The sequence below is a fragment of the Buchnera aphidicola (Meitanaphis flavogallis) genome (genome assembly GCA_039830035.1).
Taxonomy (GTDB): Bacteria; Pseudomonadota; Gammaproteobacteria; order Enterobacterales; family Enterobacteriaceae; genus Buchnera_B; species Buchnera_B aphidicola_AZ.
Genome location: CP140038.1, coordinates 106,337 through 122,719 on the forward strand (window position 1 = coordinate 106,337; position 16,383 = coordinate 122,719).

At 25.5% G+C, this 16,383-nt stretch carries 16 protein-coding genes and 1 tRNA gene; 14 read left to right on the plus strand and 3 right to left on the minus strand.

Annotated features, from left to right (window positions below; all coding sequences use genetic code 11):
* Position 1 precedes the first annotated feature (1 nt).
* The 6 genes from hisA to metG all read left to right on the plus strand — a co-directional run bounded on the left by hisA (position 2) and on the right by metG (position 6,173).
* Entirely contained in the window at positions 2–739 is a 738-nt protein-coding gene (gene hisA / locus U0T59_00465; protein ID XBC43405.1) for a 1-(5-phosphoribosyl)-5-[(5-phosphoribosylamino)methylideneamino]imidazole-4-carboxamide isomerase, read from the plus strand.
* Positions 721–1,497 carry an imidazole glycerol phosphate synthase subunit HisF gene (hisF, locus tag U0T59_00470; protein ID XBC43406.1) on the plus strand — a complete coding sequence of 259 codons (777 nt, stop codon included), beginning with the start codon at positions 721–723 and terminating at the stop codon, positions 1,495–1,497. The genes hisA and hisF overlap by 19 nt, the downstream gene beginning before the upstream one ends.
* The gene (gene hisIE, locus U0T59_00475; GenBank protein XBC43407.1) at positions 1,491–2,120 is read left to right on the plus strand and encodes a bifunctional phosphoribosyl-AMP cyclohydrolase/phosphoribosyl-ATP diphosphatase HisIE; all 630 of its coding nucleotides are present in this window, start codon (positions 1,491–1,493) and stop codon (positions 2,118–2,120) included. Before hisF ends, hisIE begins: the two co-directional genes overlap by 7 nt.
* 48 nt (positions 2,121–2,168) lie before the next feature.
* A complete protein-coding gene (gene gndA, locus U0T59_00480; GenBank protein ID XBC43408.1) occupies positions 2,169–3,578 on the plus strand; it encodes an NADP-dependent phosphogluconate dehydrogenase in 1,410 nt (469 codons plus the stop codon).
* 112 nt (positions 3,579–3,690) lie between these two features.
* Positions 3,691–4,272, plus strand: a complete 582-nt coding sequence (gene dcd, locus U0T59_00485) for a dCTP deaminase (GenBank protein XBC43409.1) — start codon at positions 3,691–3,693, stop codon at positions 4,270–4,272.
* 263 nt (positions 4,273–4,535) lie between these two features.
* On the plus strand, positions 4,536–6,173 hold the full coding sequence (gene metG / locus U0T59_00490) for a methionine--tRNA ligase (protein ID XBC43410.1): 1,638 nt from the start codon (positions 4,536–4,538) through the stop codon (positions 6,171–6,173).
* A gap of 51 nt (positions 6,174–6,224) precedes the next feature.
* Here metG and tilS read toward each other — a convergent pair whose 3' ends face one another.
* The 3 genes from tilS to U0T59_00505 all read right to left on the minus strand — a co-directional run bounded on the left by tilS (position 6,225) and on the right by U0T59_00505 (position 9,086).
* Complete coding sequence (gene tilS, locus U0T59_00495; protein XBC43411.1) at positions 6,225–7,532, minus strand: tRNA lysidine(34) synthetase TilS; 1,308 nt, start codon at positions 7,530–7,532, stop codon at positions 6,225–6,227.
* Between the two features lie 54 nt (positions 7,533–7,586).
* Positions 7,587–7,660 (minus strand) — tRNA-Val (locus U0T59_00500).
* 82 nt (positions 7,661–7,742) lie between these two features.
* Positions 7,743–9,086, minus strand: coding sequence for an MATE family efflux transporter (locus U0T59_00505; GenBank protein ID XBC43412.1), 1,344 nt, complete (start codon positions 9,084–9,086; stop codon positions 7,743–7,745).
* A gap of 203 nt (positions 9,087–9,289) precedes the next feature.
* On the opposite strand from U0T59_00505, the gene U0T59_00510 reads away from it, so the two are divergent.
* From U0T59_00510 to nth, 8 genes are all read left to right on the plus strand, one after another.
* Positions 9,290–9,898 carry a riboflavin synthase subunit alpha gene (locus U0T59_00510; protein ID XBC43413.1) on the plus strand — a complete coding sequence of 203 codons (609 nt, stop codon included), beginning with the start codon at positions 9,290–9,292 and terminating at the stop codon, positions 9,896–9,898.
* Positions 9,899–10,250: 352 nt separating this feature from the next.
* Complete coding sequence (rsxA, locus tag U0T59_00515; protein ID XBC43414.1) at positions 10,251–10,832, plus strand: electron transport complex subunit RsxA; 582 nt, start codon at positions 10,251–10,253, stop codon at positions 10,830–10,832.
* 34 nt (positions 10,833–10,866) lie between these two features.
* Positions 10,867–11,352: an RnfABCDGE type electron transport complex subunit B gene (locus U0T59_00520; protein XBC43415.1), complete on the plus strand. Its 486-nt coding sequence runs from the start codon at positions 10,867–10,869 to the stop codon at positions 11,350–11,352.
* A 37-nt stretch (positions 11,353–11,389) separates the two neighbouring features.
* A complete protein-coding gene (gene rsxC, locus U0T59_00525; GenBank protein XBC43416.1) occupies positions 11,390–13,012 on the plus strand; it encodes an electron transport complex subunit RsxC in 1,623 nt (540 codons plus the stop codon).
* 47 nt (positions 13,013–13,059) lie between these two features.
* Positions 13,060–14,118: an RnfABCDGE type electron transport complex subunit D gene (locus U0T59_00530; protein XBC43417.1), complete on the plus strand. Its 1,059-nt coding sequence runs from the start codon at positions 13,060–13,062 to the stop codon at positions 14,116–14,118.
* 5 nt (positions 14,119–14,123) lie between these two features.
* Positions 14,124–14,753, plus strand: coding sequence for an electron transport complex subunit RsxG (gene rsxG, locus U0T59_00535; protein XBC43418.1), 630 nt, complete (start codon positions 14,124–14,126; stop codon positions 14,751–14,753).
* Positions 14,746–15,435 (plus strand): electron transport complex subunit E, encoded by a 690-nt coding sequence (locus U0T59_00540; GenBank protein XBC43419.1) that lies wholly within the window; start codon positions 14,746–14,748, stop codon positions 15,433–15,435. Before rsxG ends, U0T59_00540 begins: the two co-directional genes overlap by 8 nt.
* Positions 15,436–16,068, plus strand: a complete 633-nt coding sequence (gene nth / locus U0T59_00545; GenBank protein XBC43420.1) for an endonuclease III — start codon at positions 15,436–15,438, stop codon at positions 16,066–16,068.
* Positions 16,069–16,383: the final 315 nt, after the last annotated feature.

Here is a 16,383-nt window from a genome sequence, read left to right on the forward strand (position 1 = left end):
ATTGATTATACCGTCTATAGACTTAATTAATGGAAAAATTGTTAGGTTATATCAAGGAAAATATAATCTTAAAACTTTTTATGAAGATCACATATATGATATTTTATCTGATTATTTTTTGCAAGGTGCTTCTATTGTACATTTAGTAGATCTTGATGGAGCATCAAATCCTCAAAACAAGCAAACTCATGTTATTAAATCCTTGCTCAATCATTCTAATTTTAATTTGCAAGTAGGAGGAGGGATAAGAAATCATAAAGATATAGAGTTATTACTTTCGTTAGGTGTTAAAAGGGTAGTTATTGGATCTTCTGTAATATATACTCCAAAAAAAATACATGTTTGGTTGCAAGAATATGGAAATGATTCTATTGTATTAGCTTTGGATTTAAAAATTTCACGCGATAATTTTAAGGAAGTAGTAGTAAACGCATGGAAGAGTCCTTCTGGAATAAGTTTAGAAGAACTAATACATCAATTTTCTCCTTTAGGATTAAAACATGTTTTGTGTACTGATGTATCTAAGGATGGTACGTTATTAGGTCCTAATATAGATTTGTATAAATACCTTTCCGATTCTTTTAATCATATTCATTTTCAATCGTCTGGTGGAATAGGGTCTTTAAATGACATTATATCTATTCGACGGTCTGGAGTAAAAAATATAATTATTGGTCGAGCTTTATTAGAGAAAAAATTTAGTTTAATAGAGGCTATTAAATGTTGGCAAAACGGATAATTCCTTGTTTGGATGTAATATCGGGATCAGTAGTAAAAGGTGTTCAATTTAAAAATCATGAGATAGTAGGTAATATTATTCCATTAGTGAAACATTATATTGATCAAGGAGCTGATGAGTTAGTTTTTTATGATATAGCTGCTTCTCCAAGCAACGTATTACTAGAAAAAAAATGGATTGTAAAAATAGCAGAAATCATAAATATTCCATTTTGTGTAGCGGGAGGAATTAGAAATATCCATGATGTTAGAAATATTTTATCTTTTGGAGCAGATAAAATTTCCATTAATTCCCCAGCATTATCTGATCCGGATCTAATTAGTCGTATTGCCGATAACTTTGGTACGCAATGTGTAGTGGTAGGAATAGATTCATGGTTTGATAAGATGAGTAATAGCTATCAAGTGTATCAGTATACTGGTAGCGCAAAAAAAATTTTAAAAACACAATGGAATACTCTTAATTGGATAAAACGAGTACAAGAACTTGGAGCAGGAGAGATAGTATTAAACGTTATGAATGAGGATGGCATGCTCAATGGATATGATTTAAAACAATTAAAACAAGCTAGAAAGGTATGTCGTGTACCTTTAATTGCTTCTGGTGGTGCTGGACAATTACAACATTTTTATGATGTATTTCGTATAGCTAAAGTAGATGGCGCATTAGCTGCTTCTGTATTTCATAAAAATATAATTAATATAAAAAAACTTAAAAATTTCTTATTGAAAAAAGGTTTAGAAATCAGAGAATGTTAAAAACAATTAATGTGTGTGATATCAATTGGAAAAAAGTTAACAATATGGTTCCTGTTATTGTTCAACACAATGTTTCCGGTGAAGTTTTAATGCATGGATTTATGAATCAACAAGCTTTTTTAGCAACGCAAAATGAAAATTATGTTATTTTTTATTCACGTACTAAGAAAAGATTGTGGAAAAAGGGGGAAATTTCTAAAAATTATTTAAGAGTAGTGAATATGATTCTCGATTGCGATCAAGATACATTATTGATTTTAGCAATCCCTAAAGGTAATACATGTCATTTAAATAACGTTAGTTGTTTTAAGTCTTCTGTTTCAGATCTAACTTTTTTTTATTATTTAGAAAATTTTTTAAAATCTAAAAAGTTATATAGCTCTAAGGATTCGTATACTTCTAGTTTGCATAATATAGGTGTTAATAGAATATCTCAAAAAGTAGCCGAAGAAGCTATGGAAACAGTTATTGCAGCTGTAACAAAAAATAAAGTGGAGTTTGTTAACGAAGCTACTGATTTAATTTATCATTTGTTAGTACTATTACATCATTATGATTTAGATTTTTCTACGATTATTGCTAATTTACGAAAAAGAAGAAATCATAAAAGTAATGTAGCATAATATAATAATAATATTGATATAATATTTATAAGTGAGGAAATTTAGAATATGAAAAAAAACCAAATTGGTATTATTGGAATGGCAGTAATGGGTCGAAATTTAACATTGAATATAGCGCGTAATAAATATACTGTTTCGATATTTAATCGTTCATCTCATATCACTAAAGAATTTATTGAAAGTCATATAAATAAAAATATATTTCCTTTCTTTTCAATTAAAGAATTTGTTCAATCTTTGGAAACACCTCGATGTATTATTTTAATGATTAAATCTGGAACAGCTATCGATACGGTAATTGCATCGATGAAAGAATATCTTAATAAAGGAGATATTATTATTGATGGAGGAAATACTTTTTATAAAGATACTATGCGCCGTAATTATGAGTTGTTAAAAGATGAATTATATTTAATTGGAGCAGGTATTTCAGGAGGTGAAGAAGGTGCGTTATATGGTCCTGCTATTATGCCTGGTGGTCCAAAAAAATCTTATGATCGTGTTGCCCCAATTTTAGAAAAAATTTCTGCAAAATTTGAAGGAAAACCATGTGTTAGTTATATTGGTTCTGATGGATCAGGACATTATGTTAAAATGGTTCATAATGGAATTGAATACAGTAATATGCAATTAATAGCAGAATCTTATTTTATTATGAAAAATGTATTGAAGATAGATAATCAAGAATTGTCTGATATTTTTTGTAATTGGGATAAAGGTGAGTTAAGTAGTTATTTAATGTCTATTACTCGAGATATATTAATTGCGAAAGATGACAACGATAACTATATATTAGATTATATCTTAGATGAAGCTAGCAATAAGGGCACAGGAACATGGGCTACTAAAAGCGCATTAGATCTTAATGAACCCTTGACTTTAATTACTGAATCAGTTTTTTTTCGTTATATATCGTCTTTAAAATCGCAACGTTTGTTAGCATCAAAACTATTATTAGGACCTAAATATCATCATATATTGCATGATAAGTTAGATTTTATTGAAAAAGTTCGACAAGCATTGTATTTAGGAAAGATTATATCTTATTCTCAAGGATTTTCGCAGTTAAATAGTGCATCTAAAAAATATAACTGGAATTTAAAATATGCAGAAATAGCTCGTATCTTCCAATCTGGATGTATTATTCGTGCGAAAATTTTAAAATATATTCATCAGGAGTATTTAAAAAATACTAATATAGTGAATTTATTATTAACTTCCTATTTTAAAAATATTGTTAATAAATATCAAGATTCGTTGCGATATATTGTATCTATTTCTATTCAATGTGGAATTCCAATACCTGTATTATCATCTGCTATTACGTATTTTGATTGTTATCGTTCTGATGTTTTACCTGCAAATTTAATTCAGGCGCAAAGAGATTATTTTGGAGCTCATACATACAAAAGGATTGACAATTCTCATTATTTTCATACTAATTGGAAAAAAGTATAACTTGTTAATAATAAAAAATGATTTATATTTTTATTATAAATTATGATGTAAATATATACATTTTTAAATATATTATATTAGTTTTGTACTTCATAGTTATAGGTTTATCTTAATGAGATTAAGTGATAGAGATATTGAATTATGGTTGAAAAAGAAAAAGTTAGTTATTTTACCTACTCCATGTAAAAAATCAATTAATGGAGTAACTATTGATATTCGTTTAGGTAACGAATTTTATACGTTTTGTAATAATAAAAAAAAATGTGTTGATTTAAGTAAATCGAAACGTGAAATAGCTTTAGTAGTAAAGAAAATTATGAATAAGAAGATATTCATACCTAATGGTAAAAAATTTTTTTTAAAACCTGGAGCTTTGGTTTTAGCGGTTACTTTTGAAAAAGTTATTATTCCCAATGATTTAGTAGGTTGGATTGATGGCAGATCTTCTTTAGCACGTCTCGGATTAATGATTCATGCTACCTCGCATCGTATAGATCCAGGTTGGAGTGGAAACATTGTGTTAGAATGTTTTAATTCTGGCAACATTATATTGTCATTATGTCCAGGTATGTTAATTGCAGCTCTTAGTTTTGAAATATTGTCCAGTCCATCAATTAGACCATATAATATGAGAAAAAATGCTAAATATTTTAATCAAAATCAAGTAATGTTAAGTAAAATATATGAAGATTAAATATGTATATTATGATTTTTAATCATATTTAAAAACATTCTATGATACTATGGTGATAAACATTTGAGTTAATTAAACCATAACAATGGTACGCGGCAAGTATTTATTAAATCTTTTTAAAAAATATACGTTATAGTAATTATTTCGTATAAATATTTTTTCATTTAAATGATTTTTTATATTTTAATGGTTATTATTTATAATTATCGTAAGATATTTTAAGTAAAACTAAATATTATTCAATATTAAACTACAATTAAGAATTGTCTTATTATGATAAAAAAAAAATTTTAGTTACTTGTGCTCTTCCATATGCTAACGGTCCCATCCACATTGGACATATTTTAGAACATATTCAAGCTGATATTTGGGTTCGTTATAAGAAAATGAGAGGTCATGAAGTTTGGTTTATTTGTGCCGATGATGCTCATGGTACGCCAATTTTATTAAAATCTAAGCAACTTGGAATAGATCCTGAACAATTAATTACTACTATTAGACAAGAACACATTAGAGATTTTTCACGATTTAATATAAACTATGATAATTATTATTCTACACATAGTTCTGAAAATTTATTTTTTTTAAAAGATATATATAGTCGTTTAGAAGAGAGAGGATTAATCAAAAAAAAAATTATATCTCAATTGTTTGATTACAAAAGTAACATGTTTTTACCGGATCGTTTTGTAAAAGGTTTGTGTCCTGTTTGTTCTGCTCGAGAACAATATGGTGATCATTGTGAAAAATGTGGAAAAATATATGCTGCTACTGAATTAATTAATCCTAAGTCAGTAATATCAGGAACTAAACCTATATTAAAAGATTCTTTGCATTTTTTCTTTAATTTGCCTTATTTTAGTTCTATGTTAAGATCTTGGGTTTCTTCTGGAGTATTAGAGCAATCTGTAGTGAATAAAATTATGGAATGGTTTGAAACAGGATTACAAGAGTGGGATATTTCAAGAGATGGACCTTATTTTGGATATAACATTCCTGGTTTTTCAAATAAATATTTTTATGTTTGGTTGGATGCTCCTATTGGATATATTAGTACATTTAAAAATTTATGTAATAAAAATACTAATTTAGTTTTTGATGAATTTTGGAGAAAAGATTCAGAAACTGAATTATATCATTTCATTGGAAAAGATATTATATATTTTCATAGTTTATTTTGGCCGGCAATTTTAGAAGGTAGTAATTTTCGTAAGCCTACTAAAATTTTTGTGCATGGTCATGTAACTATTAATGGATTAAAAATTTCTAAGTCTAAAGGATCTATAATATCAGTAGATACTTGGCTAAAGGATTTAGATTCAGATAGTCTGAGATATTATTATGCTACTAAAATTTCGTCTAAAGCTCAAGATATAGAAATTAATGGAGACAATTTTATAGGTAAATTTAATTCTGACATTGTCAATAAAATTATTAATTTAGCTTCAAGAACCGTATATTTTGTATCTAATTATTTTAATGGTTATTTGTCAAGAAGTATTGATAATAAAGATTTATATAGTTCATTTGTCAATGGTACTAAAACAATAGAATGTTTATTAGAGAATAGTGAATTAAATTTAGCTATGATAATCATTGTAAAATTTGCAGATACAGCTAATAGTTATGTTGATGATAAAAAGCCGTGGATAATGCTTAAAAATGTTAAAGAACGTAATAGTCTCCATAACGTATGTACAACAGCAATTAATTTATTTAGAATATTAATGACTTGGTTGAAACCTATTATGCCTGATTTAGCAAAAAAAGCTGAAAAATTTTTAAATATAAAATTAATATGGAATGAAATTTGTAATCCGATTTTAAATCATAAAGTTTCTAATTTTCAACCATTATGTAAAAGAATTAGAAAATCTCAATTGAATTGTTTTTTTACATAATATTTTTATGATTTAAAATTATTTTTTTGTTGATTTTTTCAATAATAAAAATTAGTTTTCTATATTGTTAATCCATGATATGTTCCATGTGCAATTGCGTATATTACGTTCTTTTTGAGAAACAGTAAAAACTCCTAATGCGCTTATTAAGTTATTATTATAAAACAACAAAGGAATGTTATTTCTATTCCACGGAGCAATTCTATGTTCTTTCCATATTTTTGAAATGGATTTTTTTTTAGAGCAATTTTGAATTAAGAAGTGTCCTGAAACTTGAAAACGAATATTTATTAGTTCATTTTTTTTAGGATAAGGGAGTATAGTTCCAAATTTATTTTTAGTAATATATCCTAAGTTATTAGGTAATTTTAAAGCATTCCAAGGTTTATTCCATATTAGAATTAAATGTTTTATGCAAGGTAATATTTTTATTAAATATAGATTTTGTCTATATCTTCTTATTTCATAATTTTTAATTATTATTTTTGCCTTAGAATCTGGTTTAGACAAAATTATTTCATAATATATATTATGTATAATTCTATAAGAAGGAATAGTACAATTATTGATTTTAAACCACATTCTGAGTAAAGAGTTTCTCATTTCCAATTCAAGATTTTTAAAACTTGCAATACATAGAATAGAATTAGATATAAGATATTTTTCAAGTTGTTTTTTTAACGTAGAATATAATATTTTTTTTTCTTGTGCTAAAATAAATGCACTTTTTGCACATTTTTTTATAAAACTAGGCCATCTTTTTGTAAGTAAGGGTAATATTTTATGTCGAAGAAAATTTCTATCATATATTGTATCATAATTACTGATATCTTTTATCCAACTAATTTTCTTTTTAATTATCCATGATTTTATTTCAGATCTAGTTATATTTAATAATGGTCGGATTATGATGTTATTTTTAAAAAATGTACGTTGATATGATATTCCGCTTAAACCTGTTATTCCACTACCTCGTTTTAAAGCTAATAAAAAAGTTTCGCATTGATCATTTAAATTATGTGCTGTTAAAATGATTTCTTGTGGAGATATTTCTTCTTGTATTGCTTTGTAACGTTGGAATCTAGCAGCAGCTTCTATTCCTATTTTTTTTTTATTTATTACAATTTTTTTTATTATTAAAGAGATATTATTTTTTTCGCATGTTTTTTTGCAGTGTTCACTCCATTGATATGACTGTTCGTGCAATTGATGATTAATGTGAATGGCTCGAAATGTCAATTGAGGTCTAATTTTTTTAATTTTTAATAATTGATATAATAAAAAGGTAGAATCCAAACCTCCACTATATGCTAATAGAAAAGGAAAATTTATTTTTTTTTCTATGTATTTTATGATCATATGTAAGTAATGTTTTGTGAGGCGATAACATGAATATGTTTATAAAAATATGTTTGTGTCCGAGTGGATTCGAACCACTGACTTCTACCTTGTCATGGTAGTACTCTAACCAACTGAGCTACGGACACAATAAATAATATATTTTTATAATATTATATGGAGTTGTTTTTATTTGCAATAAAAATAGTTTTTAAATAATAAACTATTTTTTCAAACAGTACGTAATGATAATATTCTATATAAAGTCATTAAAGATGATGTTACTAGTGCTATTAAAATTCCAATCCAAAATCCAATCGCCCCCATTTTTGGAATAATGATATCTGTTAATGCTAACAGATATCCGATAGGAAATCCAAGTATCCAATACGATATGCATGTAATTAAAAAAATCATGTGAGTGTCTCGGTAACTTCTTAGAATTCCATTTCCTATTATTTGAAAAAAATCAAAAATTTGGTACATTGCAGCAATTAATATAATTTTTTCTGTTAATACGATAACATTGTTATCGATGGTATATAGAGTTATTATTTTGTGATAAAACAATGTAATAAGTATTGTTATTGTAGTAGACAAAATAAATCCCATTGTTTGCGCAGATATAATAATAGTAGAAATTTTTTTTAAGTTTTTTTTACCTAAATAAAATCCTATTCGAATACTAGTTGCAGTTCCTATGGATAGCGGAATAATAAAAATTAACGAACTAATGTTTAAAACAATTTGGTTAGCGATAATTTGAGTTATATTTAATGATGCTATTAGTAAGGTTATAAGAGTAAATAATGCAACTTCAAAAAATAACGATAAAGCAATAGGGAGTCCTATTTTACATAAATTCCAAATAATTTTAAAATTGGGAAAATATTTATAATTATTTAAATAGGATGTATTGTGAATTAACGAATCATTTTTTATCATTATTTTCATAAATAAAAACATAAACCAATACACAATGATAACTGAAAGAGCACATCCTGTACTACTTAAATGGAATAATTTTGGTTTTTTGTATACTAATAAATAATTTATAATTATGTTTAATATAAGTCCCATTAATCCAACTATCATAGCTGGTTTAGGTTTTAAATATCCTTCGCATTGATTTTGTATAACTTGAAAATATAAATATCCAGGAGTGCTCCATAACAACATCCTAACATAATTAATACTCTTTTGTTCTATAATAGGATCCATTTTATTAGTGATATTAATAAAATAGTGGACATTCCATAAAATAATCATGATAATTATTGACATAAATGTGGCTAGCCAATAAGCATTTATGATTTGATTTGGAATCATATTTTTTTTCTCTGATCCATTCATATATGATACAACAGGGACTAAAGATAATAGTAATCCATGTCCAAATAAAATAATTGGATACCAAATTGATATTCCGATTGATATAGCAGCTATATCGGTATTATTTAAAGATCCAATCATAATGTTATTAATAAATCCCATACTAATTTGTGAAATTTGTGCTAACATAATGGGAATAGTAATTTTTAATAATATTTTTATTTCTTTTAAATATTTTTTCATCCCTAACCCTGTATAGTATAAATTGTATTTTTAAAAAATTTAAATATCAAATATGCAGTTTTTGTATTTATCTGTGTTTTTGTATTTTAAAAATATTGTTTTATTGCATTTTGAGTATGTTTTTATTTTTTGATTTTTATTATAAATGGGTGTTTCATTATTTTATAATATTTTCATTGATATGTGGTTACGTTAGGAATTTTATGTTTACTGGTATTATTCAAGATATTGGAATAATAGTGTCGATAAAAAAATATAATAATTTTTTGCAGTGGATTGTACAATTGTATAATATCGACGCAACAAAATTATTGCTGGGGTCGTCTATATCTTGCAACGGATGTTGTTTGACTATTAAATCTATTACAAATAATACTGTTTGTGTTGATCTCATAAAGGAAACTCTAAAAATTACTAATTTAAGATTTTTACATATAGGACAACAAATTAACATTGAAAGATCAGTAAAGTTTGGAGAAGAAATTGGAGGACATTTGGTTTCTGGACATATCATGACTACCGCTACAATATATAAAAATATAACGTACAATTATAATAAAACGTTATGGATAAAATTAAATCAAGTATCTTTTATGAAGTATATTTTTTGTAAAGGATTTATATGTATTGATGGTGTCAGTTTGACTATTGGTCATGTTAAAAAAAATATGTTTTGTGTATTTTTAATTCCAGAAACTATGTTAAATACTACTATTGGAAATAAAATGGTTGGAGATCTAGTAAACTTAGAAATAGATTTTCTTACTAAGGTTATTGTTGATAGTGTAGATAGATTTATGTCAAAAATTTAACGAAAAAATTATATTTTTGTGTATGAGATATTATTGCATTTAATATCATCATGTATATGATAATTCTTAAAAAATTTATATAAATTCGAATATAGTATGTATACAATTTTAAACTAATAATGATTAAATTTTTCGTAGTTCTGAAAATAGTTTTATTGCAAATTGTATTATATTTTTTACTATCAATTTAATATGTATAATTTTAATTTTTACTTATGTTTTACAAATTATATTTCATAAATTTTATTTTTTCTATTGCTAATAGTTTTTCAAATATTTATAATAGTTAGATTTTTTTAAAAAAAAGATATATTTAAAATTTTTTTATTTCTATTAGTAAAATATAGGTATTATGGTGAGTTACGTTTTATTTTTTTTAAATAATATGTTAGTAAACAATTTAGTTTTAGTACAGTTTTTAGGATTATGTCCTTTTATGGGAACTTCTAAAACAGTTAATGCAGCGATTGGATTAGGATGTGCTACTATTGGAGTGATAACGTGTATCTCTATTATATCGTGGATAATTAATTACGTTGTATTAGTCCCATTAGATTTGTTGTGTCTTAGAATTATGACCTATATGTTAGTTATTTCAGTTAGTGTACAAATTGTTGAAACGATAATAAAAAAAGTTAGCCCCGTCTTATATAGATCATTAGGTATATATTTACCATTAATTACTAGTAATTGTTCAGTTTTAGCTATTCCTTTATCAAATATACGTTTAAATTTTAATTTTTTACAATCATTTTTATATGGTCTTAGTGCTTCTATAGGTTTTTTACTAGTGTTAACAATGTTTTCTAAAATAAGAGAACGTTTATTTTTATCTGATGTTCCTTATCCTTTTAAAGGAAATCCTATTGCATTGATTACTGCTAGTTTGATGTCTGTTTCGTTTATGGGGTTTAATGGATTATTAAACGTATGATTTTTTTTATGTTGTATGCAATTTTTTTTTTGGTTTGTTAAGTATTTTTTTAGGATTGTTAATAAATTATGTTTCACATAAATTTAACATTGATTGTGATCCTATCGTGGACAAAATCGATGCATTGTTACCTCAAACGCAATGTGCACAATGTAACTATCCTGGGTGTTATGCTTATGCTAGTGCAATTGGAAATGATGGCGAAAGTATAGATAAATGTATTCCTGGTGGTAATGAAATTGTTTTTAAAATTGCAAATTTGCTAAATTATGATGAACTAAAATATAAAAATTTATATTCTTCTACAAATGTACTCCAAAAAATAGTAATTATTGATGAAAATAATTGTGTTGGTTGTTCAAAATGCAGATTAGTATGTCCTGTTGACGCTATAGTAGGATCATACAATTTTATGCATACAGTTTTACCAAGTATGTGTACTGGTTGCGGTTTATGTATACCTTTGTGTCCTACGAATTGTATTAAAGAAAAAAAAATATTATATGATAATCTTGATTGATTGTTTTAAAAGAAATATATGTAAATATATTGATTACATGATAAATATTGTTAAAATTTTTCTTTCGTGTATTGAAAATATACTTGTATTTCGAAAATCACATGATTTTGATGGAGGAATAGATTTTATTTCTATGAAATCTAATCAAACATCGTCTGAATTAAATATTCTCGATACTCCAAAAATACTCACTATTTTAGTAAATGACGTAGTGGTTGCAAAAAATAAAGTAGTAGTTAATGTTGGACAAATAGTATTACGTGGTCAAGTATTAGTATTGGGATATAAAAACATTGCTCCAATTCATTCTCCTGTATCCGGTTTAATTATTCAGATTACAAATGAAGAATTTAAATTTTTTTCTAATAAACGTTATAATGTTATTAATATACAGTCTGATGGAAAAGATCGATGGATTAATCGTATTCCAATTCACAACTATAAAGATTTAAGTGTTAATAAAATTATTCAATTTATTTATAATGCTGGAATCGTAGGATTAGGCGGAGCTGGATTTTTATCTTCTAAAAAATTAAAATATTCTATTAAAAAAGTACATACTTTAGTAGTAAATGCTGCTGAAAGTGAACCGTATGTTACATCTGATGATTGTTTGATGCAAAATTTTTCTACAGAAATTGTACAAGGATGTCAAATTGTGATGTGGATTTTGAAAATTAAATATGTTGTAATTGCTATAGAAGATGATAAAAATTTAGCATATATTAAAGTTAATAATGCAATAAATAATCTTTCTGGTTTTGAAATACGAAAAATAAAAAAAAAATATCCATCTGGTAGCAGCAAACAATTAATAAAAACATTATTTAATAAAGAAATTCCTTCAGGAAAACATTCCATACATTTGGGAATAATTCTATTTAATGTTTCTACTGTTTTTTCTATCAAACGAGCTATATTGAATGGAGAGCCTATAACTGAAAGAATTGTTACTCTTTCAGATGAAGATGCATTATATCAGAAAAATTTTTTAGTTCGAATAGGTACTCCTATTAAACATATATTACTGGAAAACAATATTAATTTTAAGAGCAATAGCATTATTTTAGGAGGTCCAATAACTGGATCTATAGTTGACAATGTTAATTTTCCAATTTTGAAAACTAGTAATAGTGTTTTATTCTTAAAATCCTCACTTTCGAAATATGAGTTAGAACGACCTTGTATACGTTGTACCATGTGCTCTAGTGCATGTCCAATGAATTTATTGCCAGAACAATTGTATTTTTATAGTAAATCGTGTGATCATGATAAATCTAAAGAATATTTTATCCAAGAATGCATTGAATGCGGTATTTGCGAGCAAATATGTCCTAGCAATATTCCTTTATTAACTTATTTTAGAAAAGAAAAATCAAAAATAAACCAAATAATTTTAAAAGAAAATTTATCTACTAAATTTAAAAAATTGTTTTTGTCTCGTCAATCTAGATTACGTTCTTTAGAATCTATTAATGAAAATATTATATTGTCTAATAGTATTTTAGATAAAAAGTTTGAAGAAAATACCATTATGGATAAAAAAATTAAGAGTGTAATTTCGAAAAAGTCTAAAAATGTAAGGCAAGTAGAGTTAGAATCTGCTATCAATCGAGCTAAACATAGGAAAAAATTGAATAGATGTTTAATAGATAGATGATAATATTATTATATGTTTTTTTGAGATTAATTTTGCAAGATTAAATTATGGATTATCAATATACTAAAGTTAGTAGTATCTTTTTCTTCAGAAGTACTAATGATATTATGTTATTAGTAATATTAGCTATAATTCCTGGAATAATAATAGAATGTTATTATTTTAAAATAGCAATATTAATTCAAATATTACTTGCTAGTCTTGCATCAGTAATGTTTGAATTATTTGTTTTGAAGTTGAGGAAAAAAGAAATTTATACATATTATTTTGATTTTTCTCCAGTGTTAACTGGAATTTTATTGGGATTAAGTTTGCCTGCTTATTCGCCGTGGTGGATATCTATTATAGGGTCATTTTTTTCTATTGTGATAACAAAACAATTATATGGAGGCTTGGGATATAACATATTTAATCCTGCAATGGCAGGATATGCAATATTACTAGTTTCGTTTCCTGTTTTAATGACTAATTGGTCTTTTCAGAATAATTTAGCATTACTTGATACGTTGAGTTTTAAAGACGTAATGTCAATTATTTTTTTTACTAATTTGGAAGATTATTATAAAATGATATCTCAATTTTGTGAGATGCCTACTTTTATAACCCAAGTTACGCCTTTAGAACAAATTAGAATACACAACAAAAATATTTTAGTTAACGTTACTTCTTTTATGTCCTTTTTAGATAATGTAGCAATGTATCGTCATTGGATATTAATTAATTGTGGTTTTTTTATAGGAGGTATTTTTTTATTGATTAAAAAAATTATTTGCTGGAGAATTTCTTTTAGTATTTTATTATCTCTTTTGTCTTGTTATTTATTTGATTTTTTTTATTTGAAGCACGATGATGTTTCTCCATTAATTCAATTATTTTTAGGAAGCACTATGATAAGTGTTTTTTTTATTGCAACAGATCCTGTTACGACATCAATAACTAAGATAGGACGTATAATATTTGGAGGTTTTATTGGAGTTTTAATATGGATTATCAGAACTTTTGGAGGATATCCTGATGCTATATCGTTTTCAATATTGCTTGCTAATTCTCTTGTTCCGTTAATAGATCATTATACTCAACCACGTATTTATGGGAAAATAAAATAATTATTATGTTAAAAAAAAATCGTTCAATTTCAATAACGTTATTTATTTTTTCTATTGTTACGGCAAGTAGTGTAATTATAGTATATTTATTAACTAAACCTATAATAATGTTTCAAAAAGAATATCATCAAAAAATTGTTTTAGATACTATTTTACCTAAAAATCTTTTACATAATACGATTACTTCGTGTTTTATTATGAATCATAAACTTTTAGGGGATGATAAAAACCATCGGTTTTGGATAGTTAGAAAAAATGATAAAATAAAAGCTATAATTTTTGAAACAATAGCACCAGATGGATATTCAGGAAATATAAAAATGATTGTATCTTCTGATTTAAATAATAAAATTTTAGGTGTACGTATATTGGATCATCATGAAACTCCTGGATTGGGAGATAAAATTGATATTAAGATTTCAGACTGGATCACTAGATTTTCAGGTGTTGTTATCTCAGGTTTGAATGATTCTAACTTTTCTTTAAAAAAATATGGAGGTAACATTGATCAATTTACAGGAGCTACTATTACTCCATTAGCTGTAGTTAACGCTATCAAGAGAACTGTTAGTTTAGTAAATAATGTAGCATTTAAAAATAAAAAGTTTGATAATTGTAGTTCTTATTATGAATAGTTTTTTTAAAATTTTAAATTATGGAATATGGACGAATAATTCTTCTTTGGTGCAATTGCTTGGATTATGTCCTATGTTGGCAGTGACTATTAATGCTACTAATGCATTAGGATTAGGCTTGATAACAACATTAGTTTTAATTTGTACGAACGTCATTATATCGGTCTGTAGATTTTGGATTCCTAAAAATGTTCGTATTCCTATTTATATAATGATTATTAGTGCTGTCGTAAGTTGTTTTGATTGTTTAATTAATGCGTATGCATTGAATTTATATCAATCTTTGGGTATGTTTATTCCTTTAATTATTACTAATTGCGTTATATGTAGTCGAGCTGATTTTATTGCTATGAAGAGTTCTGTATTTATTTCGTTTATGGATGGATTATTTATAGGATTAGGATCTACTTTAGCGATTTTTATAATTGGATCTATTAGAGAAATTATTGGAAGTGGAACACTTTTTTTTGGTATTGAAAATTTATTTGGGTCTTGGTCGAAGTTGCTTTATGTAAAAATAATTAATTCTAATCATACAATGTTGTTTTTTTTATATCCTTCGGGTGCATTTATGGTTTTAGGATTTGTTTTAGCTGGAAAAAATTTTATAGATAAAAAAATTAGTTCGAACAATTGTTCGTTATGTTTGAACAAGTGTTTATCGCATCAAGGAAAAAAATAGTTGCATTTTGATTTACTTAATGAAATTTTGCTTATTTTTTCTAAAACTAATCCTGAACCGAAAATAGAATTAAATTTTTCTTCAAGTTTTGAATTATTAATTGCAGTAATATTATCAGCGCGATCTACTGATCGTATGGTAAATAAAGTGACTAAACGTTTGTATAGCGTTGCTAATACACCTTCATCTATTTTGTCAATAGGTACACAAGGTTTAAAGAATTATATAAAAACATTAGGTTTATTTAATAAAAAATCTTCTAATATTATTAGAACTTGTGATATTTTATTAAATAGATATAATGGAAAAGTTCCTAATAGTTTTATTGATTTACGATCTTTGCCAGGAGTAGGAAGGAAAACTGCCAATGTAGTTTTAAATTGTATATTTCAAAAAAAAACTATTGCAGTAGATACACATGTATTTAGAGTTTGTAATAGAATGGGGTTTATACAAGAAACAACAAAAATAAAAACAGAAAAAAAGTTATTGAACATAATTCCTGAAGCATTTAAGTTACATTTTCATAATTGGTTGGTTCTTCATGGCCGTTATGTATGTACGTCTAAACGTCCGAAATGTTCTATATGTTTGATTAAACATTTATGTCAATTCGAGTATAAAAATATTTAGTATAGTAATGTTGTAGTATTAATTAAATTTTTTTATATTATGATTTTTATTTTATATAGATGTAGTATCCATGGACAGTAAAATTAAAATTATATTTTTATATAGCATATATTATTGCATCGTATTGTAAGGTTTTTATTTAATTTTGCGTTATATATTTCATTTATTTTAATTATTTCATATATATGTTTTATTTATTTTTTTAAACATTTTATAATATATTTTTCTAGCATTGTTGACTATATTAGATAAAATTTTTAGTTAGGGATCGATTATAGTAAATAATTATGTTGGAGACTTAGTTTAATATAATTA